The organism is Nitrospira moscoviensis (assembly GCF_001273775.1).
Lineage (GTDB): Bacteria > Nitrospirota > Nitrospiria > Nitrospirales > Nitrospiraceae > Nitrospira_D > Nitrospira_D moscoviensis.
The window spans coordinates 4,038,522-4,057,601 of record NZ_CP011801.1 but is presented as its reverse complement, the minus strand read 5'-3'; the positions used below and the strand labels follow the sequence as shown (position 1 = coordinate 4,057,601).

Here is a 19,080-nt window from a genome sequence, read left to right as displayed (position 1 = left end):
TGCGCAACTGGTTCCAGGATTTCCGTCTGCGGCGGAGGGTCACACTAGAGGGGGAAGCCCGGGGGAGCTACGTCAGAAGGTCGGGGGGTTAGCCGAGCACGACGGTCCCGCCTCGACTCTCAACGATGTCGCCGAACAGTGCCGTGCCGGACCCGATGCGGCAGTAGTGAGGAGTGATCTCGACCGGCTGACCCTTGTGGGAATAGAATTTCCCCGCGCTGATCCGTATTTTATTCTCGGCGACCGCGTTCGCTTCGCAGACGAGGACGCCGGACTGTTGGTCCCAGAGACGGACCGACGGCGGTTCACCCTCCGGACCCGGCCCGCGGCTTTCGATGCTGAAGCGTCCGCCCTGGTTCAGCACCACGCGATTCCGGCGAACATGGGCGATATGATCCCCGGCTTCGCCGTAGAGATCGATGGTCAGCCACAGCAGCGCCTGCTCGGGTCGGTACTCGAGCACCAATTGCTCTTTCCCATCAATCTTTACGACCCCGTTGGTGTTGCGGAAAATATTGGAACCGATCAACAGCTCCGGTCCCACCTTCTGAAGGCCGGCTCCGGCGGGCTCCGGTCGGGGAGAAAGGTCCGCGCTTCGTGGATGCACTGATTCGTCCATCATCGCTCACTCGGGATCTGACCGGAAGGGTGTCACTGACCCGTCAAAAGAGAGCGCGCCTGCGGCCGGTGGCAGGCTAGGCTTCCGCGCGGTCCCTGTCAAGATCTCTCCACGCCGGGCTAGGGCGTCATCGCGCTTTCATTGCCTTGCCGGTCCGTCGCGGTCACGCAGATGCGGACGACCGTTTCCTGTCCATCCGCCAGCGGGACCGTGATGGTCTCGGAAACCCTTCCGCCTCCGCTCGGGCCTGTCGCGGGAACCTCCTTGGCCGGCACTCGTCCGGTGCCCGCGTCATAGTAGATGGTCGTCTTCGTGAGTCCCTGTAACGGAGTCCCGGCCGCATTGACCGTCGGCTCCGTGTAGGACAGAGTCACGGTCGGTTTCGCACGGCTCACCGTCGCGTGGACCGAATCGGGACAGCGCGGCGTCTCCGCCACGACGGGAGCTCCGCTGCATCCGAAGCTGCCGAGCACAACTGCGGCGAAGCCGACGGCGACGGCCTTCGTGAACCTCGTGGTGAGCCGATCGTGCACGTCATGGGTTATAAACCACGCTGGCGCAGGGGGCAAGATAGGGAGATCCATCATTGCAAACGGAAAAGGCCTTGTGCTACCGTCGGCCATAACCTCTCGATGGTCCCATCGTCTAGCCTGGCCTAGGACGGAGCCCTCTCAAGGCTTAAACACGGGTTCGAATCCCGTTGGGACCACCACCTTGATTCTATTGAAGTTTTAGACTCCTGGTTTGAGGAGCATTCGGATGTTCCTCAAACATGTTTTCGCTGCCCCGCTGAAAACCTGCCAGCATCAGCCTCGCCGGCTCTCGTAAAACGACACCGCCTGCCTCAATTGAGCCGGTCGAATCATCGTGTAGATCTGCGTCGTATCGATGCGCGTATCCCAGGAGGGCAGGCCCTTGCTCCAAAGCGCGGCGCCGCTCCGAACCTTCCATTGCGACGCCGGTCGTGGATCGCTATGGGCTGTTCCCGGTCAGTACGCATGCGGCCAATCATCATGGAGGCACGTTGGTCCAACTCAGCTTCAACTTCTCCATGTTGATGCTCGGCTGCGAGAAGTATTTTTCAGCGGCCGATTCCCTTGACCTGAGCCGTACGACGATATTATGATCGATGATGAATTGGTAAGGAGGCTTTGCCATGGCCACAGCGACGATTTCACCGAAATTTCAAATTGTCATTCCAAAGGAAGTCCGGGAAAAGCTCCATCTCGTACCCAGTCAGCGCATGCAGGTGGTGGAGAAGGGAGGGGTCATTACCCTGGTGCCTGAAGTACCTCTGACATCGCTGAGAGGGGCGCTCAAGGGGATGTCCGCGAGCGATCTCCGTGAGAAAAGAGACAGGATGTGAAGGTCGTCCTGGATTCCAGTGCGTGGATCGAATTCTTCACAGACGGCCCTCTAGCCGACCGGTATGCCGCCTATCTCACTTCCAAGTTTCAGCTCATCACACCGACCATTGTGCTGTACGAGGTGTACAAGAAGGTCAAACGCGAGCGAGGGGAGGAGACCGCGTTGTTGTTCGCGGGAAGGCTCAATGCGACGCGGGTGGTTCACCTGACAGAATCCATTGCGTTTCTGGCTGCGGATGTGAGTCTCCGGCATGGCCTGGCGATGGCTGATGCCATCGTGTATGCCACTGCCCAGGACCAAAAGGCGGAGGTGATTACGGGGGATGCGGATCTGAAGGATCTTCCGGGAGTGGTCTATGTCACCTCTTCAAAGCGCTAGGGACCGTTATGAACATGCGGCCGATGCTCGATGAAGGCAAATTGCAGACAATCGCGGGAACGTGTCTCCTCGTACTGGCGCGCTCTCCGGCAGCTCTCCTTCGTGACCGCATTTCACCCGTGCCGCGACTGATGACGGTTGCACATTCCATGTGACCGTGCATGCGTTCATTCGTCGGATGCGGTTCGCGTCACTTCCGCATCGCGTTCGTGTCTCGATCCGGCTCCAACTTCATTGACGCCTCCATCGCCGGTTGTGTATAACCGTTCAGATTTTCTTCGCAGGATGGTGTGCCATGGCAGCACGCGAATTCCATGACGGCGCGAAAGACGGGTTGGAGGCGCTCGAGCCGCTCGACCCGCGCAAGATTTCCTCGTTCGACGACCTGCTGGTCGCCATGAGCAAGACGGCCTTCGGCGGCCGCCGCCTCGGCGAGGCCTTCGATGTGTTGTGGGCGATGGTCAACGACCCGGAGTGCAAGGTGGTGATGACCTTGTCCGGCGCGATGACGATCGCCAAGATGGGCAAGATCATCAGCACGATGGTGGATGAGGGGATGGTCCACTGCATCATCTCGACGGGCGCGTTGATCGCGCACGGGTTGAGCGAATCGGTGGGCAAGACGCACTATCGCCATCGCCCGTCGATGAGCGACGAAGAACTGTTCCAGAAGGGCTACAATCGGGTGTACGACACGCTCGAAATGGAGACGAATTTGAATTACGTCGAGCACGTCGTGTCGCAGACCCTGAAGCGGGTGGATCACGACCAGCCGCTCTCGTCGGAAGTGCTCACGCGCGAATTGGGCAAGACCCTGGCCGAACAGTTCGACGGCGACGGCATTTTGAAGAGCGCGTATCTGAAGCACGTGCCGGTCTATATCCCGGCGTTCACCGATTCCGAAATGGGCTTGGACGTGGGCACCTGGGCCATGGGCCGCGCGATCGACCAGGCCCGCTCACAGGCCGGCGACGGTGGCGACCTGGCGGTGCTCCGCGCGATCCATCGGTCCTGCCCGTCGTTCAATCCGTACCTCGACCTGAACAGCTACACCGACCAGATTCTCTCGGCGAAAAAACTCGGCATCTTCACCATCGGCGGCGGCGTGCCGCGGAATTGGGCGCAGCAGGTGGGGCCGTACATCGAGATCGGCAATCTTCGCCTGGGGCTCAACGTGAAACCGCCGCGCTTCCATTACGGCGTCCGGATCTGTCCCGAGCCCGACTATTGGGGCGGGCTCAGCGGCTGCACCTATCAGGAGGGGATCTCCTGGGGCAAGTTCGTGGCGCCGAAGGAAGGGGGGCGGTTTGCGGAGGTGTTGAGCGACGCCACCGTGGTGTGGCCGCTCTTGATGATGGGACTGTTGGAAAGAAAGAAGGTCGCCTCGGTGCGTCGCGTATGAAACGGTACGGTACCCGGTTGCTCTCGGCGGTGATGCTGGCGGGGCTCCTCGGAGCGCCCGCGTTGTGGGCCAAGGACTTGGCGGAGGCCGACGGGCGGATCCGCGGACAGGCCGACGCCCCGGTCACGCTCATCGAGTACTCCGACTTTACGTGCGGCTACTGTCTTAAATTTTTCACGGAGACCTGGCCGCGCATCCAGGCCCGCTATGTCGACACCGGCAAAGTGCGGTTTCTCTACCGCGACTATCCGCGCGCAGACCAGGGGCCGGGCGTAGAGGCGGCGGTCGCGGCGCGCTGCGCCGGCGCCCAGGGGAAGTATTGGCCGATGCACGATCGGTTGTTCGCCGAAGGGGGGCGCCTGGACAAGACGGTGTATCTCCGGCATGCCGGCGCCATCGGCTTGGAACGGACGGCGTTCGAGCGCTGTTTGAAGAGCGGCAAATACACCGACTCCATCTTCGAGGACCGTCAGGAGGCCAATCGATGGGGATTCCATGGAACCCCGGGATTCATTCTGATGCAGACCGCCGGCGAGCCGACCGAGAACAATCCGGCGATCGCCATTCCGGGGGCCTTTCCGTTCGAGATGTTCGCCGAGGAAATCGATCGGCTGCTCGCAGCACATCAACCACGCTCATAACCACGTAGGAACGTCTTATGGCATCAACGCAATCATTTTGGCCGGTCTCGCATCGCGACGACGACTTCTGGGTGTGCATGTCCTGTTTGAACGAAGTGTTCTATCGCAAGGTGCCCATGCCCGATTGCCCGTCCTGCCACGGAGTGTCGACGTACGAAGGCTTCACCCTGGAGGCGGTGCGCGACTGGGGCACGGACGAACTGATCGCCAAGGCGGTCGCGGCGCAAGAAGCCGCCGCAGCCGCGGAGCCCGCTGTCGAATCCGCCGCGCCGGTCGAAGCGACCGAATAAGTGCGGCGCGCTGAAGAGAGCGCTTCCTTGCAGGGACCACGTCCATTTCTCGTTCACGGTCAATGGAAACAGAGCGAGCGGACGGCTCGCGTCACCAATCCCTTCAACGGGCAGGTGCTGGCCGAGGTCGCCCAAGCCGGGGAGGCGGACATTGAGCAGGCGATCGCCTCGACCGCGGACGCGGCGGCGGCCATGGCGGCGCTGGCGAGCCACGCCCGCTACAACGTTCTCCAGCAGATCGCGGCGCTGCTCTACCGCCGCCGCGACGAGTTCGCCGCTACCATTACGGCGGAGGCCGGCAAGCCGATCGCCGACGCCAAGCGCGAGGTCGGCCGCGCCGTCCAGACCTTTACGGTTGCCGCCGAGGAGGCTCGACGGATTCCCGGCGACGCCGTGCCGTTGGATTGGACGCCCAACACCGACGGCTATCTCGGCATCTTGCGGCGCTTTCCGATCGGGCCGATTCTCGGCATCACGCCGTTTAATTTTCCGTTGAATCTCGTCGCGCACAAAGTCGCGCCGGCGCTCGCCGCCGGCAATCCGATTCTCATCAAGCCCGCGCCCCAAACGCCGCTCACGGCGTTGCTGTTGGGCGAAGTGGCGCTGGAGGCGGGGCTGCCGCCCGGCGGATTGAACATCGTGCCGTGCGACAACGCGTTGGCCGAGCGGCTCGTCGTCGATCCCCGTTTCAAGATGCTGAGCTTCACGGGCAGCGCCGCGGTCGGCTGGATGCTCAAAGCCAAGAGCGGCAAGAAGAAGGTCACGCTGGAGTTGGGCGGCAACGCCGGGGTGATCGTCGAGCCGGACGCCGATCTCGATCTGGCGGCGCAGCGGTGCGCGACCGGCGGGTTCGGCTATGCGGGGCAGACCTGCATCTCGGTCCAGCGGATCTTCGCCCACCATACGATCGCCGATCTCTTCACGACCAAACTCCTGATGCAGGTGGCCCGCCTCAAGGCCGGCGACCCCACCGACGACGCCACGGTGGTCGGTCCGTTGATCGACCAGACGGCGGCGCAGCGGGTGGAAAGCTGGATCGGCGAAGCCGTGGCGCAGGGGGCGCGCGTGCTGCTGGGCGGCAAGCGCATGGGCTCCGTCGTCGAAGCCACCGTCCTTGCCAACGTCAAACCCGACATGAAGGTCTCCTGCCAGGAGGTGTTCGGGCCGGTGGTCACCGTCACGCCCTACCGCCAGCTCACCGAAGCCATTGAGGCCCTCAATCAATCCGATTACGGGCTGCAAGCGGGTGTCTTTACCCAGGACATCAACAGGATCTTCCACGCGTTCCGCCGGTTGGAAGTGGGCGCGGTGCTGGCGAACGAAATTCCCACCTTTCGCGCCGACCATATGCCTTACGGGGGCGTGAAGGATTCAGGTCTCGGGCGGGAAGGCGTCCCCTCGGCGATCGAAGAGATGACCGAGCCGAAACTGCTCGTCCTGAATCTGAAGGAGCCGGGCGCGCCCCGTTGAAGAAAATCCCTCTCCGGATATTGCGAAGCGGGAACATTCTTGGTACAACAGCGGCCCGGCGCCATGGGGAGTGAAGAGTGATGGGTGATGAGTGATGAGTCGAAGAGCGCGCATCACCTATCACTGATCACTCATCACTCTTGAGGGGGAGGGCTATGGTACCTACTCATATGTTTCTCACGAGGGGTGTGGGCGTGCACAAGGAGAAGCTCGCCTCCTTCGAGCAGGCCTTACGGAGCGCCGGCGTGGCGTACTGTAATCTCGTCAGCGTCTCGTCGATCCTTCCGCCCAATTGCAAGATCGTCCCGCGCAAGCGCGGCGAGAAGCTGTTGAACCCCGGTGAAATCACGTTCTGCGTCATGGCGCGCTCAGAAACCAACGAGCGCAATCGGCTCGTCTCCGCCTCCATCGGGCTCGCGATTCCCACCGACCGGCGCACCTACGGCTACTTGTCCGAGCATCACGCGCACGGGGAGACCGACGAGGAGACCGGCGAGTACACCGAGGATCTGGCCGCGCAAATGTTGGCCACGACGCTCGGCGTCGAATTCGATCCGAACATCGCGTGGAAAGAGCGCGAGCAGGTCTTCAAAATGGGCGGCAAGATCGTGCGGACGCTGAACATCACCCAGTCGGCCATCGGCAAGCCGAACAAGTGGACCACCGTCGTGGCGCTGGCCGTCTTTATCCCGGAGGAGAATCTCCCCAAGCGCTCGCGCCGGTAGGCGCTCGCCCCGATTTCCCGCTTCGCCAGGCGGTGTGGTAGAACGAGTCATGACGCTTCCGGCCGGTTGGGAAGGTCCAGAGCACAACTTTCTCGGGCTCGACGAGCCCTGGTGCCATCCGAACCATGCCGGGGTCTACGTGCTCCCGGCTCCCTACGAGCATACCTCCAGTTACATCCAAGGATCGGATCGCGGCCCATCGGCGATCATCGAGGCCTCCTGTCAGGTGGAATTCTACGACGAGCAATTGGATTGCGAGCCGTTCCGCGAATGGGGCGGGATCGCCACCGCCTCTCCGCTGGATCTGAACGGAAAAGTGGACAAAGCGGCCGTCGAGGCGATCGAGGCCTTTGTCGCGCCGCATGTCGGCACCGGGCGCTTTCTCCTCACCCTGACCGGCGAACATACGGGGGCGCTGGGGGCCATCCGCGCGCATGCCACGCACTACCCGAATCTCTGTGTCGTGCAAATCGACGCGCACGGCGATCTGCGCGACGCGTATCAAGGCAATCCCTACAGCCATGCCAGCGTCATGGCGCGCGTCGTCGACGACGGCCATCGGCTCGTGCAGGTCGGCATCCGGTCGATCAGTCCCGAAGAAATCGAGCGCATCAAGAAAAACGAACGGATCACGACGTTTTTCGCCGCCCGCCTCCTGGACCCGTCGGGGCCCTACGAAGGCAAGGCCTTCCGCTGGATTCCCGAGGTGGTCGCCACCTGCTGCGGGCCGGTCTACCTGACCTTCGACTGCGACGGCCTCGACGCCTCGATCGTTCCGGCGCTCGGCACGCCGGAGCCGGGCGGGCTGGGCTGGTACGACACGTTGAATCTCATCACGGCCCTCGCCAACGGGCCCGGCATCGTCGGCATGGACGTGAGCGAGATCGCGCCGATCGACGGATTCGTCGCTCCGCAATTTTCCGTCGCCCGATTGATCTACCGGATGCTCGGTCGGATCCGCGCGGGCCGCCGCGTCCATTAGCGGGAGTGGTCAGTGATGCGTGATGGGTGATGAGTTGCAATGAAGAACAAGCCCCGGGCTGAGTCGCACTCTTCTCATCACTCATCACCCGGCACTCATCACCGTCCTCGTACCATCCGGATCAATAAGTTCTTCACGGAACATGGCATCTGTTCGCGCCGCGAGGCGGATCGGTTGATCGAATCCGGCGCGGTCACCATCAACGGCCGGGTGGCGACACTCGGCGATCAGGTCAGCCCGCAGGACGTCGTTGCTCGGGATGGCATGGTGATTCCGTGGGGCAAGGCTCCCGTCTATCTGAAATATCACAAGCCGGTGGGCGTCACGACGACGAGTGAACCGCACGTGAAGCGGAACATCATTGCGGAAATCGGCTATCCGGAACGGATCTTCCCCATCGGCCGGCTGGACAAAGATTCGTCGGGCCTGATCTTACTCACCAACGACGGCGATATCGTCAACGAGATTCTCCGAACGGAGTTCGGGCATGAGCGCGAGTATGTGGTCGAGGTCGACCGGCCCTTCGACCGGGCGTTTCTCGATCGGATGGCGGCCGGCGTGGAGATTCTCGGCAGCCAGACCAAGCCCTGCCGGCTGGGGCGTCTGTCCCGCAATCGGTTCCGCATCACCCTCACCGAAGGGCGCAACCGCCAGATCCGGCGCATGTGCCAGGCGCTGGGCTATCGCGTCACGAGCCTCCAGCGTGTCCGGATCATGCACATCACCATCGCCGGCCTCGGTCCCGGCCAGTGGAAGGAGCTGACGGAGGAGGAGCGGGAAACACTCCTGGAAGCGGTAGGGCGCGATGCCTAACGAGCGTGGCTCTCCAGGGGCGCGCGAGGCGGCAGCGGCTCGTGCGAGGCGGACACGGGCGTCCCGTCGACCTCCGACGGTTCTTCACGATCCGGCGGCGTTCGGCGCCGGCCCAACAGCAGATTCAAGGCGGCGATGAAGAAACTTCCTCCGACCAAGAGCGTGCTGCTGTATTGAATCGTCCTGGTCCCTTCATCCCGCATGTCCTTCGCCACGTCGGCGACCGTCTCCAACAGACGGTCGAGCGCCAAACTGACCTGGATCATTTTCGGACCGCCGTTGTCCGAGGCATGCTCCTCGGCTTTTCGGCGCAGCGCCTCGCGTTCCGTCGGGGACGTGGCGTTCCACTCCTGCGTCAGGAGTTGGATCGTGGTGCTGGCGACGGAGAAGTACTGATCGAGACTGCGCCGCACCGCTTCGATGTCTTCCGGCTCGCTGCGGCCGCTTCGGGAGACGCGCAACCCCGCGGCGGCATAACGATCGACGGCATGTTGGATGCGCGCCCGCTGGGCCGGCAGGGATTCGGTGATGCGCTCGAATTCTTTCTCGCTGGGCGCCTCCAGGGCGCGGATGATCGTATTGCGATACCGAATCACGTCGGCGGAAATATGGGCCAGATCCGCCGCGCCGAGGGTGTATTCCGTGTACATGATGCGCAAATCCTGGTCGATCTGGCTCAAGGCCTGGCCGCTGTACCAGCCGAGCCCGGCGATCAGCAGGCTGATCACCAGTTGAGAAACCGTAGGTCTGGAGAATGAGAAGCGACTCAGCAGGCGCACGGCCGTCCTTGCTTCAATCGAGAATGATCCGCCGGTCCACCTGGGGCGTCAGGTTCGGATCGTTGGACACGAAGATGACCGACCAGGGCTCGTCCTTGCTGCACAAGCGCCGGAGGATGGTTTCCCGCATCGCGGGTTGCATGTTGTGGATGATGCCGTCGAAAATCAAGATCTGCGGACGGGCCAGGATGGCGCGCGCCAACAGGATCCGCAAAATATGGGTCGGTGCGAGAATCTTGCCGGGCGCGCGCACGTGGGTCTTGATGCCGAGGGGCAGCGCGTCGATTTCTTCTTCCAGTTCCGTGAAGCGCAGGGCCCACCGCACGTCGCTGTAGGGGACGTATGAGCGACCCAGGACGATGTTGTCCTCGATGGTGCCTTCGAAGAGGGAGAGCTGCGAATCCAGCATGAAGCCGCGGGAACGGTTGATGGCGTCGAGATCCAAATGCCGCAGATCCACGCCGTTGTAGCGGATGACACCGCTGGTGGGCGGTTCGAGTCCGGCCAACACCCGGGCCAGGGCGGTCTTGGCGACGGTCGTGCTGGCGTAGATGCCGATTTTTTCCCCCGGTGTGACTTCCAAATCGAAGTTGTCGAAGATGGGCGCGCCGTTCTGTTTCACCGCCAGCCCTTTGCACGTGACCCGAATGCCGTGGACGGTGGGATCGGGCAGCGGCACCGACAACGTGGCGCTATTCTGATCCTTCGGCAGCGAGAAAAAGAAATCCAGCTCGGCCAGCGCCGTCAGAAAATAATAGACGTGGCCCATCCGCTTGATGACGCCCTCGAAATTGATCAACAGCCCGCTGACGACGACTTCTGCGGCCACCAATTGGCCGAGCGTCAGTTGCCCGATGGAGAGCAGCCAGCCGGCCGTCGCCAGGACGCCGCTATGGGCGACGGCCTGCAAGCCGACGGAGCCCAGATACTGGCGGACCAGCACGCGGAACCGCGCCTGCCGGCTTTCCACGTACTTCCCCACGAGCTGATCGGTTTTCCGCATCAACAGGGATTGGCTGTCGGTGGCTTTGAAATGCAGGAGGTTGTAGGAAATCTCCTGAATCCAATGGAGCGTGTCGTACTTGGCATGGGACATGTCGATCGTCGTGCGCAGTCCGCCGTGGGCCAGCAGGAAGAAGACCACGTTGAATCCCGCCAGCAGGAGCGCGTTATACAGCAGGAAGTACGGGTGATAGAAGACGAGAATCGCCATCCCGACGGCGCCGCCCACCACCACGTTCATGAGGTCGACGAGCAGCACGGACAAGGCGCGCTGCATGAACACCGTCTCGATGAAATAGTTGGCGAAACGCGGTTTGAAGCCGTGAAACTGCATGTGCGGCAGTTGCTGGGTCATCGCGATCGTCAAGCGGGCGAACAGGCGCCGTTCGAGCACTTCGACGGCATAGTATTGGAGAGTCCTGAACGCGCCGACGAACGCGAGGGCCGCCACCATGACCCCGGCGAGCGTCACGATCGTGATAGGTTGGATGGCGAACGCGAAGGTATTGACCAGTTCCTGAACGGTCAACGGGACGATGAGGGAGAACAGGCCGATCGCAAGCGAGTAGGAGAACACCAGGGCCAGGATTCTCCGCTCCAGCTGAAAGAGCAATCCCAGGTGGCCCAGCATCGCTTGGAACAGACTCGGCTGCTTCTCAGAATGATCCTGCGCCATGCGGTCCGATCCTCAGGCCGACGCCTTCTAACCCTAGCAAAGTCGGCAGGAAATTGCCATGTCCGCCCCGCTAGTCGCGCGCGCGGTACGTCACCGGCACGGCGCTCGGCAGGCTCTTGGCCCACGCGCCGATCGCCCACTGGTACAAGGCCAGCGCCTTCTGGTAGTCGGCCTTGGCGCGGATGACTTGGATCTCCGAGTCGACGGTGTTGCGCTCGCGGAGGTTGACGAACAGGACGCTCGTGGCGCCGAGGCTGAAGCGGAACCGCTCTCCATCCTCCAGCGTCTTGGCCAGCCGAAGGGACTGGGCCGCCGCCTCCATGCGTTCTTTGGCGCGTTCGATGGCGGAGAGCGCGTTGTCCACGTCCACCATCACTTGCTGCTCGCGGAATTTCTGAACCAACACCAGCCGGTCGGCCTGCGCCTGGGCTTCGAGCACTTCGCCCCGGCTGCGCCGCTGGAGGAGGGGCACCTTGAGCTCCAATCCGAAGCGATAGCCGAGGCCGAGCACGAACTTCTCCGGCGCCCGCGCTGGCGCCGCTTCCGCGTCGAGGCTGGGCAGCAGGTTGTTCTTGGCCAAGGCCAAATCGATATTGTTGATCTTGGCCTCGATGTCGACTTCCTTGACCTCCGGGCGTTCCTGGCGCGCGAGGATCTTATGGCTTTTCACCGTCTCGCCGGGGGGCGCGGGCGCTTGAGCGGGGAAATCCGGCACGCGCTCCACAGGCGGGAGCGTGGGCGCGCCGTTCTCCCAGAGGAACATGGACAATTTGAATTGCTCCTGCTCGACCGCCCGTTGCGCGGCGATCGCCACTTCCCGGCGGCGCTGCACTTCCTGGCCCGCTTCCACCACGTCCAACGGCGCGACGGCGCCGGCCTTCGCCCGACCTTCGACCTGTTTGTAGCGATCTTCTGCGACAGTCAGCGCCCGCTTTTGCACGTCGACAAACTTGTTGGCGGCGACCCAGTCCCAGAACTGGGATGCGGCGGCCAGGAAGAGATCCTGCCGCGTCTGGGCGATTTTTACGTCGGCGCGGGGGTCCGCCAATTCGGACCGTTGCAACTCGGCGTTTTCCGGATTCGTCATCAAGCCTCTCAGCAGAGGGAAGAAGCCGCCTAGGATCAACTGGTTGTTTTCGCCGAACGAGAGATCCGGAATCCGGGCGTCGCCGATCGCGCGGCGGTAGCCGGCGCTCCCTCGGAACCCCCATGGGTGTCGGGCTTCGATCAGCGTATCGTTGAAGCCGACCGTCTGTGTGCCGCTCTGCGGATTGGAGCTGGAAATGAACCGCTCGAGTTCCGTGTCGTTGATCAAGGTGGGCTCGAAGGCGCCGAGCGCCTTGAGCATTTTTCCGCGGGCCAGCACCTTTTCGGTGCCCGCCCCCTTGAGGAGCGGATGCGACCGATCCACCCAGGCGTGGATTTCATCGAGGCTGAGCGGAATCGCCGGCAACGGTTTGGCGGTCACCAGTTCGACGGGCGGCGCGGCTGAGGCCATAAGCGGAAGCGTCACAAGCCAGATCACGGCAAGCACGGTCGGGCACTTCATAGGGACTCCTTTCGCGGTGAAGGGCGTTGAACAGGCTGCAGTGACGAAATGACAGGATCCGGAGGGACGGCGGCATCCGCGCGAAGCCCGTTACTTCGCGCCGCGTCCCGCCTTCGGCAGCAAGGTGTCGATCAGGCTGGGCGGGCGCTCCTGGTAGTCCGGCGGGAAGAGATTGAACCGCCGCCAGAGCTCGTACCACAGCGGGACGCGATTCAAGATGACCCAGCCCATCGCCTTCGTGCCCTGCCGCACGTGCGCTTGGTCCGGCCACGGACGATCTTCGGGGTCCGGCACCACCCAGAATCGGAAGTTGCCCTTGCCGTCGTCGACCTGGTCGATCACTTTGATGACGCCCGAATAGGTGCCGGCCATCAATTCGGGCCACGCCGGCAGGGGAATGGCGGGAATGCCGTAGAACAGAATTTTCACTTTGCGGCCCACGTTCAGGAGCGGCGCATCCAACCCGTCCGCGGTCATCTCGAGCGCCTTGTCGAAGCTGGTCGGGGACAAGCGCACGATCTTATCGCCCTGCCGCACCGTCTCTCCGACGCCCGCTTCGGCCATCCGCACCACGGTGCCGTCGATCGGCGCCAACACGCGGCTGGCCAGCCGGCGTTGCTCCGCGTTGGACTGGCGGAGGGAGATGTCGGCCAACTGATCGGCGGCGCGGGCTGCTTCGGCCACCGACGCATCGCGGGCCGCTTCCGCATCGAGCAGCCGCTGCAGCACTTCGGCGCTGACCTGGTCGCGCCCGAAGCCCAAAGCCTTCATCGCCTGCTCCGCGGCCTTGAGATTCGCCAGCGCGCCCTGCAAGTCGGCTTTGCTCGCGATCGCGCCTTGGATCGCCAGTTCCAATTCGCGCTGCGACACCAAACCTTGCTCGGCCAATTGCTTGTGGCGATCGACGTTCAACTCGGCCGTCTCGACCGCGATCCGGGCGGCTTCCACCTTCTGGCGTGCTTCGCGGACTTTGTTCTCCGCCTCCACCACCCGGGCCTGGGCGGAGGGGACGGCGGCCTTGACCAGGTTCTGCATCTCCAGGATCCGCTTGTCCAATTGTTCCGCGCGGCCCAGGGCGGCTTTGCGGGTTTCCTCCAGGGCTTTCTTCCGTTGCGCCAGGAAGTTCAACAGGTCCGGCGACATGAAATTGGGATCGTAGTCGTCCAGCTCAAGAATGAGGTCGCCCTGCTTGACGCGGACGCCTTCGAAGATATGCCACTTCTTGATGCGGCCGGTGATCTGCGCCTCGATGTCCTGCGGCCGCTCGTAAGGATTGTAGGCCGAGAGCTGCCCGGTGACCGTGATCGTCTGGGTCCAGGGAACGAACGCGATGATCAGCAAAAACAGGACGACGAGCTTGATCGCCAGCCGCGAGGAAAACCGCAGCCGCTCGGGAATTTGAACCGCTTCCCAGGATTGGAGCTTGGTGGACGCGGCGAGACTGTCGATCGAGATTTCGTCGAGACCGGATTCCTGCTGAACGAGCGACCGGACCTTGTTCTTGATCCCTGCACCCAGGTTAGGCACGGACCCCTCTCTGAAAAGGCCGCATGGCGAAGGGAGCGGTCATTGCGCCGATGGCCCATCATAGAAGAAACAGGCGTTCCCGGTCAATTTTCGGCCTCATTCCGCCGGTTCGACCACGCCTGCCAGCCGCCTTGACCGGGGGGGCATGACTCGCCTATGGTGAATCACCTGCAATCATACGGCGTTCATGTTGAATGTGTCTTGAAGGGAAGGAGTGAGGGGTTCATGAATGGAACGGGAAGAAAATCCAGCCGGCATCAATCCAAGACAGGGCGCCGGCTCCAAGAAGGAAAGCCGGTCGTCGGAGTGCTGGGGGGGAGCAAGTCCGATTTTCCGGTCCTGGAAAAGGCGGGGGGCATCTTAGCGGAGCTCGAGATTCCTTACGAGCTGTTGGTCGTCTCCGCGCACCGGACGCCGGACCGGCTGTTCGAGTATGCGACCGCTGCGGCGCATCGGGGGATCGAAGTGATCATCGCCGGAGCCGGCGGCGCGGCCCATCTCCCCGGCATGCTGGCGGCGAAAACCCATCTGCCGGTGATCGGCGTGCCGATTCCCACCGAGCATCTGCGCGGGCTCGACTCGCTCTTGTCGATCGTGCAGATGCCCAAGGGCGTCCCGGTCGCCACGGTCGCCATCGGCGGCGCGGAAAACGCCGCGCTGCTGGCGGCCCAGATTCTGGCCGGGCGCTATCCGGAGGTAGCTGAACGGGTGAAAACGTTCCGGACGGCGCAGACGGACAGCGTGTTGAACTCGCCCGAGGCGCGCGGAACCAGTCTGGAAAATCTCGAAGCGGATGGGGTCGTCAGTCCGTCGTGACGGAGCCACTCAAGCCAGGCGCGATGGTAGGGGTCTTGGGCGGGGGGCAGCTGGGAGCCATGTTTGCCCAGGCGGCCCGCCGGCTGGGCTACCGCGTGGCGGTGTGGGACCCGGATCCCGACGCACCGGCGCATCGGGCGGCCGACCATTCTGTGGCCGCCTCGTTTTCCGATCCATCGGCCCGCGACGCGTTCTCGCGCGCCGTGCAGGCCGTCACCTTCGAATGGGAGAACGTCCCGGCCGACCTCTGCGACTGGCTCGAGCAGCGCCATCCCGTCCGGCCCGGCAGCGAGGTCTTGCGGATCATTCAAGACCGGATCGTCCAAAAGCAGTTCCTCCAGTCGCGCGGTCTTCCCGTTCCGTCGTTCGCGGCCGTCACGGCTCCGGACGCGCTCGCCGAAGCGGCGGAACGTCTCGGCCTGCCGGCCCTCTGCAAGACCGCGACGGCGGGCTACGACGGCAAAGGCCAATGGATGATCCGCCGGGCGGCTGATGCGGGACCGGTCATCGAAGCGTTGCGCGGCGGGACGAGACCGGGCATGCGATGGATTCTTGAAACCTTCGTGGAGTTCGATCGGGAACTGTCCGTGCTGATCGTCCGGTCGGATGCGGGAGACTGCCGGACCTATCCGGTGGTGGAGAACCGGCACGATCAGGGCATTCTCCGTGTGACGCTCGCGCCGGCTTCCGTCCCGGTTTCGGTGGCTCAACAGGCGGCCGATCTGGCGGTCTCCGCGGTGGCGGCCTTGGACGGGGTCGGGGTCTTCTGCGTCGAGCTCTTCCAGCGCCGCGACGGCGCCTTGCTCATCAACGAGATCGCCCCGCGTCCCCATAATTCCGGTCACTATACGTTGGACGCCTGCAGCTGCTCCCAGTTCGAGCAACAAGTGCGCGTCCTGTGCGGGCTGCCGCTCGGCGAAGTCCGGATGCTGAGCCCCGCGGCGATGGTGAATCTGATCGGCGAAGAAGCGCGGGGTGCTACGGCGGACGTCGGATCGTCGGTGCTCTTCATCCCGGGGGCGGTGCTGCACCTCTATGGAAAACGGGTCGTTCGCGCCGGCCGCAAGATGGGCCATGTGACCTTTCTGGCGGAGCGAGGCGACATCGCCGCCGAGCGGGCCGCGGAGTTCATCAAACGCCTGTCGTCGGAGTCCTGAAGTGCTCCCGCCTATCTGTGTGGCGCGCTAAGCATCCGTGGAGGCTGCGTGGAAGGTCTTGCGGTTAGTCGTCCCACCGCCCGGGGCGCGCCGGCGAGAAAAAGCGCACCTCCGGTCGTTTGAACAACGCAATGAGCGCCATGCCCGCCACGAATCCCCCGATGTGGGCGAAGAAGGCGACGCCTCCCCCTCTCGTGCCCATGGTCATGCCCCCGCTGATCAGTTGTGTGATGAACCACATCATGAGCACGAACCCGGCGGCCACGCGGGTGATCCCGATGCCGGGTAGCAACACGAGCACGTGGGCATGCGGAAACAGCAGCAGATAAGCGCCCAACACCGCCGAAATCGCGCCGCTGGCCCCGACCATGGGGATGTGCGACGACGGCTCCGTGGCGGCATGGCTCAGCGCCGCCAGAATCCCGCACAGCAGATAGAAGAGGATGAAGCGGGCATGGCCCATGGCGTCTTCGATGTTGTTGCCGAAGATCCACAGATAGAGCATGTTCCCGATCAGATGCAGCCAGCCTCCGTGCAGGAACATGCTGGTGACGAGCGTCAGGACGGCGGGGACAGCCGCCACCTCCTCGGGCAACGCCGCCTGTCCGAAAACCACGGAGGGAATCGCCCCGTACTGAAACACGAAGGCTTCGCCGGTCCTCGGGGGGAGGCTCGCCTGATAGAAGAACACCAGGACGCAGACGGCGATGATCGTCATCGTCACGACCGGCGTGCGTTCGGTGGGGTTGTCGTCGTGGAGAGGAATCACAGTGACTCAGGGAGTCGACCGATGATCGGCGACTCGGCGCGGGAGCCTTGGATCGTCGGGAACCGTGCCGTCGGGCGACAGGGGGACTGAAAAGCCCGCCGCGTGCGTATGCCCTCCGCCATCGAACGAGGCGGCGATCGCCCCCACGTCGGTCCCGTCCTCACGGGACCGCATGCTGAAGAATCGGCGGCCGTCCCGGTCGTGCCAGATAATGCAAAAGGGATGGTGCGGGGAGAGCCGTTCGCCGATCTGGCTCGTCAGCACGGCGCTGTGCACCGCCGGAACGATCGTGCCCTGGAATTCGACCATCACGGCCTGCGCCGCCAATTTGCCGACGAGCTCCTGTTCATAGCGCAGAATGGCCCGTCCTTCCTGCTCCAGCGTGGCCTGAGAAAATTGGTCCCACACCTTGAAGTCGAACGGATACGACGCCAGCGCGGCGTTGATTTCGCGGCTGGCCGGCAAGGCCCAGTTCCACAGGTCCTTGTCCTGGATGTATTGCAGGAGCCAGGGCGCCTCGGTGCCGTGGGTCCATTCCCAGGCGAGGACCGCGCCGGACTTTTTCTGATCAAAATAGGCATAGGGGAGGCCGTTCAACGCCTTTTCGGCGGTGATGTGATGGTCGAGGACCAGCAGGTCTTTCGTTTGGGCGGCCAGCGTGTCGAGCACCGGCTTCGGATAGCTGAAATCCACAATGACGACCCGTTCGCCCTGCACGTCGCCCGGTGGAGGAGTGCCGTGCTTCACGGGAAAAAACCGGGCGGTGGGGAACCGTTTCCAGATCGCCCAGGCGGCCCCGAACCCGTCGGAACAATCCGCGTGATAGAGGACGAGCGTGGGGGCGCCATGAAAACGCCGGGCGTGCAACGAGGAAGCATCCATAACAAGGGGCAGGATACCACGGGCATCGGCGAGGACTAAAGGGATGATTCCGGGGAGAGTCCGTCCACCGCCGCCGGCGTGAAGAGTCGCCGGTCAGAGCCGGTTCACGTGATCGATGAGTTGGCGGAGCCGACTCGCGCTGCGGCGGTTGAAATTGAAGACCAGCCTGGGCAAATCCTTGAGGGCCGGCTCGTCGAGCTCTTCCTCCAGCGCGCCGCGCAGCTCGAACCGTCCTTCCGAGAGGAGATCACCGAACTTCTGCTCGATCTGTTCGAGCTGCTCGGCCGAGATTGGGGTTTTCATGCGCAGGGCCAATTGCCGGCCCACGAACCGGATGGAATGGTATCGCCGGTAGAAGCCCAGGATCTCCTCCACGGCCGCCTCGGCGGAATCGACGATACGGAAGAGGTTCAGGTCCTCCTCGCTGATAAGCTTCCGCTTCAGAAGTTGTTTGGTGATGAAGGCCGCCCAATCGTCCCAATAGTCGCAGCCCGGAGCCTGGAGGCAGACGATCGGCTGCGGGTCGCTCTTGCCGGTCTGGGCGAGGGTCAGAATTTCAAACCCTTCGTCATGGGTGCCGAAGCCGCCAGGGAAGAGCGCGATCGCATTGGCTTCCTTTTGGAACATCAGCTTGCGCGTGAAAAAATATTTGAAGGTGATCAGCTTGGGATCGTCCGCGATCGTGGCGTTGGGCCCCTGCTCGAAGGGGAGCATGATGTTGACGCCGAAGCTGTTGTCCCGGCCCGCCCCTTCCTGACAGGCCCGCATGATCCCGTCGGCGCCGCCGGTGATGACCATGAATCCCGCTTCCACGACCGCGCGGCCGAAGCGGCAGGCCAAGTGATAATTCGGATCGTCGGGAGGCGTCCGGGCCGAGCCGAAGATGCTGACCTTCGGCCGGTCCCGATATCCGTGGAAGACGCCGAAGGCGTGCCGCAATTCTTTGACGGCGCGATTGACGATCTTCAAATCCAATAAGTCGAGATTCGTCTCACGGAGCTTGAGCAGGCCGGCCAGCAGCTCCTTCATCAAGGCAGCGTGCAGGTCGTCTTCGGGGCTGTCGAGCAACGTGCCGATCTGCTGCAGGATTTCCTCTTTCGGCAAGGAGGGGCGGAGCCTGGTCTGCTGTGACTTCATCGGTGAATTCATGGTCGTCGTCCTACGGTGGTGACCCGTGCCAATGGCAGAGGTGGAAATCTTACCAATGGATCGGCGCATGGTCAAAGAAGATCGGA

Annotated in this window: 20 protein-coding genes and 1 tRNA gene; 12 read left to right on the top strand and 9 right to left on the bottom strand. The window is 63.2% G+C overall.

Going from position 1 to position 19,080, the window contains the following annotated elements; genetic code table 11:
* Window positions 1-88 precede the first annotated feature (88 nt).
* Together NITMOv2_RS19795 and NITMOv2_RS19790 are read right to left on the bottom strand one after the other, a co-directional pair.
* The gene (locus NITMOv2_RS19795; protein ID WP_053381501.1) at window positions 89-622 is read right to left on the bottom strand and encodes a hypothetical protein; all 534 of its coding nucleotides are present in this window, start codon (window positions 620-622) and stop codon (window positions 89-91) included.
* A 116-nt stretch (window positions 623-738) separates the two neighbouring features.
* On the bottom strand, window positions 739-1,188 hold the full coding sequence (locus NITMOv2_RS19790) for a hypothetical protein (RefSeq protein WP_145976447.1): 450 nt from the start codon (window positions 1,186-1,188) through the stop codon (window positions 739-741).
* 65 nt (window positions 1,189-1,253) lie between these two features.
* On the opposite strand from NITMOv2_RS19790, the gene NITMOv2_RS19785 reads away from it, so the two are divergent.
* The 10 genes from NITMOv2_RS19785 (at window position 1,254) to NITMOv2_RS19740 (ending at window position 8,688) form a co-directional block, all read left to right on the top strand.
* Window positions 1,254-1,331 (top strand) — tRNA-Glu (locus tag NITMOv2_RS19785).
* Window positions 1,332-1,775: 444 nt separating this feature from the next.
* Entirely contained in the window at window positions 1,776-1,985 is a 210-nt protein-coding gene (locus NITMOv2_RS19780) for an AbrB/MazE/SpoVT family DNA-binding domain-containing protein (protein ID WP_053381499.1), read from the top strand.
* Window positions 1,982-2,365: a type II toxin-antitoxin system VapC family toxin gene (locus tag NITMOv2_RS19775; protein WP_053381498.1), complete on the top strand. Its 384-nt coding sequence runs from the start codon at window positions 1,982-1,984 to the stop codon at window positions 2,363-2,365. Before NITMOv2_RS19780 ends, NITMOv2_RS19775 begins: the two co-directional genes overlap by 4 nt.
* Window positions 2,366-2,660: 295 nt before the next feature.
* The gene (locus NITMOv2_RS19770) at window positions 2,661-3,767 is read left to right on the top strand and encodes a deoxyhypusine synthase family protein (protein ID WP_053381497.1); all 1,107 of its coding nucleotides are present in this window, start codon (window positions 2,661-2,663) and stop codon (window positions 3,765-3,767) included.
* Complete coding sequence (locus tag NITMOv2_RS19765) at window positions 3,764-4,408, top strand: thioredoxin domain-containing protein (RefSeq protein WP_053381496.1); 645 nt, start codon at window positions 3,764-3,766, stop codon at window positions 4,406-4,408. The genes NITMOv2_RS19770 and NITMOv2_RS19765 overlap by 4 nt, the downstream gene beginning before the upstream one ends.
* A gap of 17 nt (window positions 4,409-4,425) precedes the next feature.
* Entirely contained in the window at window positions 4,426-4,698 is a 273-nt protein-coding gene (locus NITMOv2_RS19760) for a hypothetical protein (RefSeq protein WP_053381495.1), read from the top strand.
* Window positions 4,699-4,725: 27 nt separating this feature from the next.
* A complete protein-coding gene (locus NITMOv2_RS19755; RefSeq protein ID WP_053382174.1) occupies window positions 4,726-6,168 on the top strand; it encodes an aldehyde dehydrogenase family protein in 1,443 nt (480 codons plus the stop codon).
* Window positions 6,169-6,323: 155 nt separating this feature from the next.
* Window positions 6,324-6,893 (top strand): pyruvoyl-dependent arginine decarboxylase, encoded by a 570-nt coding sequence (locus NITMOv2_RS19750; RefSeq protein WP_053381494.1) that lies wholly within the window; start codon window positions 6,324-6,326, stop codon window positions 6,891-6,893.
* A 49-nt stretch (window positions 6,894-6,942) separates the two neighbouring features.
* Window positions 6,943-7,875: an agmatinase gene (gene speB / locus NITMOv2_RS19745; RefSeq protein ID WP_053381493.1), complete on the top strand. Its 933-nt coding sequence runs from the start codon at window positions 6,943-6,945 to the stop codon at window positions 7,873-7,875.
* A gap of 114 nt (window positions 7,876-7,989) precedes the next feature.
* A complete protein-coding gene (locus tag NITMOv2_RS19740) occupies window positions 7,990-8,688 on the top strand; it encodes a pseudouridine synthase (RefSeq protein ID WP_053382173.1) in 699 nt (232 codons plus the stop codon).
* Here the strand turns inward: NITMOv2_RS19740 and NITMOv2_RS19735 are convergent.
* The 4 genes from NITMOv2_RS19735 to NITMOv2_RS19720 form a co-directional block, all read right to left on the bottom strand.
* A complete protein-coding gene (locus NITMOv2_RS19735) occupies window positions 8,685-9,467 on the bottom strand; it encodes an MCP four helix bundle domain-containing protein (protein ID WP_053381492.1) in 783 nt (260 codons plus the stop codon). The two genes, NITMOv2_RS19740 and NITMOv2_RS19735, sit on opposite strands and share 4 nt — an antisense overlap.
* 13 nt (window positions 9,468-9,480) lie before the next feature.
* A complete protein-coding gene (locus NITMOv2_RS19730; protein WP_053381491.1) occupies window positions 9,481-11,145 on the bottom strand; it encodes an ATP-binding cassette domain-containing protein in 1,665 nt (554 codons plus the stop codon).
* A gap of 70 nt (window positions 11,146-11,215) precedes the next feature.
* Window positions 11,216-12,694 (bottom strand): TolC family protein, encoded by a 1,479-nt coding sequence (locus NITMOv2_RS19725; protein WP_238590404.1) that lies wholly within the window; start codon window positions 12,692-12,694, stop codon window positions 11,216-11,218.
* 90 nt (window positions 12,695-12,784) lie between these two features.
* Complete coding sequence (locus NITMOv2_RS19720) at window positions 12,785-14,221, bottom strand: HlyD family secretion protein (protein WP_083448233.1); 1,437 nt, start codon at window positions 14,219-14,221, stop codon at window positions 12,785-12,787.
* A gap of 225 nt (window positions 14,222-14,446) precedes the next feature.
* Here NITMOv2_RS19720 and purE point away from each other — a divergent pair, with 225 nt between their 5' ends.
* Together purE and NITMOv2_RS19710 are read left to right on the top strand one after the other, a co-directional pair.
* Complete coding sequence (gene purE, locus NITMOv2_RS19715) at window positions 14,447-15,037, top strand: 5-(carboxyamino)imidazole ribonucleotide mutase (RefSeq protein WP_083448232.1); 591 nt, start codon at window positions 14,447-14,449, stop codon at window positions 15,035-15,037.
* The gene (locus NITMOv2_RS19710; RefSeq protein WP_202967274.1) at window positions 15,034-16,194 is read left to right on the top strand and encodes a 5-(carboxyamino)imidazole ribonucleotide synthase; all 1,161 of its coding nucleotides are present in this window, start codon (window positions 15,034-15,036) and stop codon (window positions 16,192-16,194) included. The genes purE and NITMOv2_RS19710 overlap by 4 nt, the downstream gene beginning before the upstream one ends.
* Window positions 16,195-16,258: 64 nt before the next feature.
* On the opposite strand, the gene NITMOv2_RS19705 is transcribed toward NITMOv2_RS19710, so the two are convergent.
* The 3 genes from NITMOv2_RS19705 to NITMOv2_RS19695 all read right to left on the bottom strand — a co-directional run bounded on the left by NITMOv2_RS19705 (window position 16,259) and on the right by NITMOv2_RS19695 (window position 18,994).
* Complete coding sequence (locus NITMOv2_RS19705) at window positions 16,259-16,963, bottom strand: rhomboid family intramembrane serine protease (RefSeq protein ID WP_053381489.1); 705 nt, start codon at window positions 16,961-16,963, stop codon at window positions 16,259-16,261.
* A 6-nt stretch (window positions 16,964-16,969) separates the two neighbouring features.
* Complete coding sequence (locus NITMOv2_RS19700; RefSeq protein WP_145976446.1) at window positions 16,970-17,830, bottom strand: phosphoesterase; 861 nt, start codon at window positions 17,828-17,830, stop codon at window positions 16,970-16,972.
* Between the two features lie 108 nt (window positions 17,831-17,938).
* A complete protein-coding gene (locus NITMOv2_RS19695; RefSeq protein ID WP_238590403.1) occupies window positions 17,939-18,994 on the bottom strand; it encodes an LOG family protein in 1,056 nt (351 codons plus the stop codon).
* Window positions 18,995-19,080 lie beyond the last annotated feature (86 nt).

Bases quoted from the DNA above. Each gene is read 5' to 3' on its own strand.
- NITMOv2_RS19795 (WP_053381501.1), bottom strand. From the start codon at position 622: ATGATGGACGAATCAGTGCATCCACGAAGCGCGGACCTTTCTCCCCGA.
- NITMOv2_RS19750 (WP_053381494.1), top strand. From the start codon at position 6,324: ATGGTACCTACTCATATGTTTCTCACGAGGGGTGTGGGCGTGCACAAG.
- NITMOv2_RS19765 (WP_053381496.1), top strand. From the start codon at position 3,764: ATGAAACGGTACGGTACCCGGTTGCTCTCGGCGGTGATGCTGGCGGGG.
- speB (WP_053381493.1), top strand. From the start codon at position 6,943: ATGACGCTTCCGGCCGGTTGGGAAGGTCCAGAGCACAACTTTCTCGGG.
- NITMOv2_RS19730 (WP_053381491.1), bottom strand. From the start codon at position 11,145: ATGGCGCAGGATCATTCTGAGAAGCAGCCGAGTCTGTTCCAAGCGATG.
- purE (WP_083448232.1), top strand. From the start codon at position 14,447: ATGAATGGAACGGGAAGAAAATCCAGCCGGCATCAATCCAAGACAGGG.
- NITMOv2_RS19770 (WP_053381497.1), top strand. From the start codon at position 2,661: ATGGCAGCACGCGAATTCCATGACGGCGCGAAAGACGGGTTGGAGGCG.
- NITMOv2_RS19780 (WP_053381499.1), top strand. From the start codon at position 1,776: ATGGCCACAGCGACGATTTCACCGAAATTTCAAATTGTCATTCCAAAG.
- NITMOv2_RS19695 (WP_238590403.1), bottom strand. From the start codon at position 18,994: ATGAATTCACCGATGAAGTCACAGCAGACCAGGCTCCGCCCCTCCTTG.
- NITMOv2_RS19760 (WP_053381495.1), top strand. From the start codon at position 4,426: ATGGCATCAACGCAATCATTTTGGCCGGTCTCGCATCGCGACGACGAC.
- NITMOv2_RS19725 (WP_238590404.1), bottom strand. From the start codon at position 12,694: ATGAAGTGCCCGACCGTGCTTGCCGTGATCTGGCTTGTGACGCTTCCG.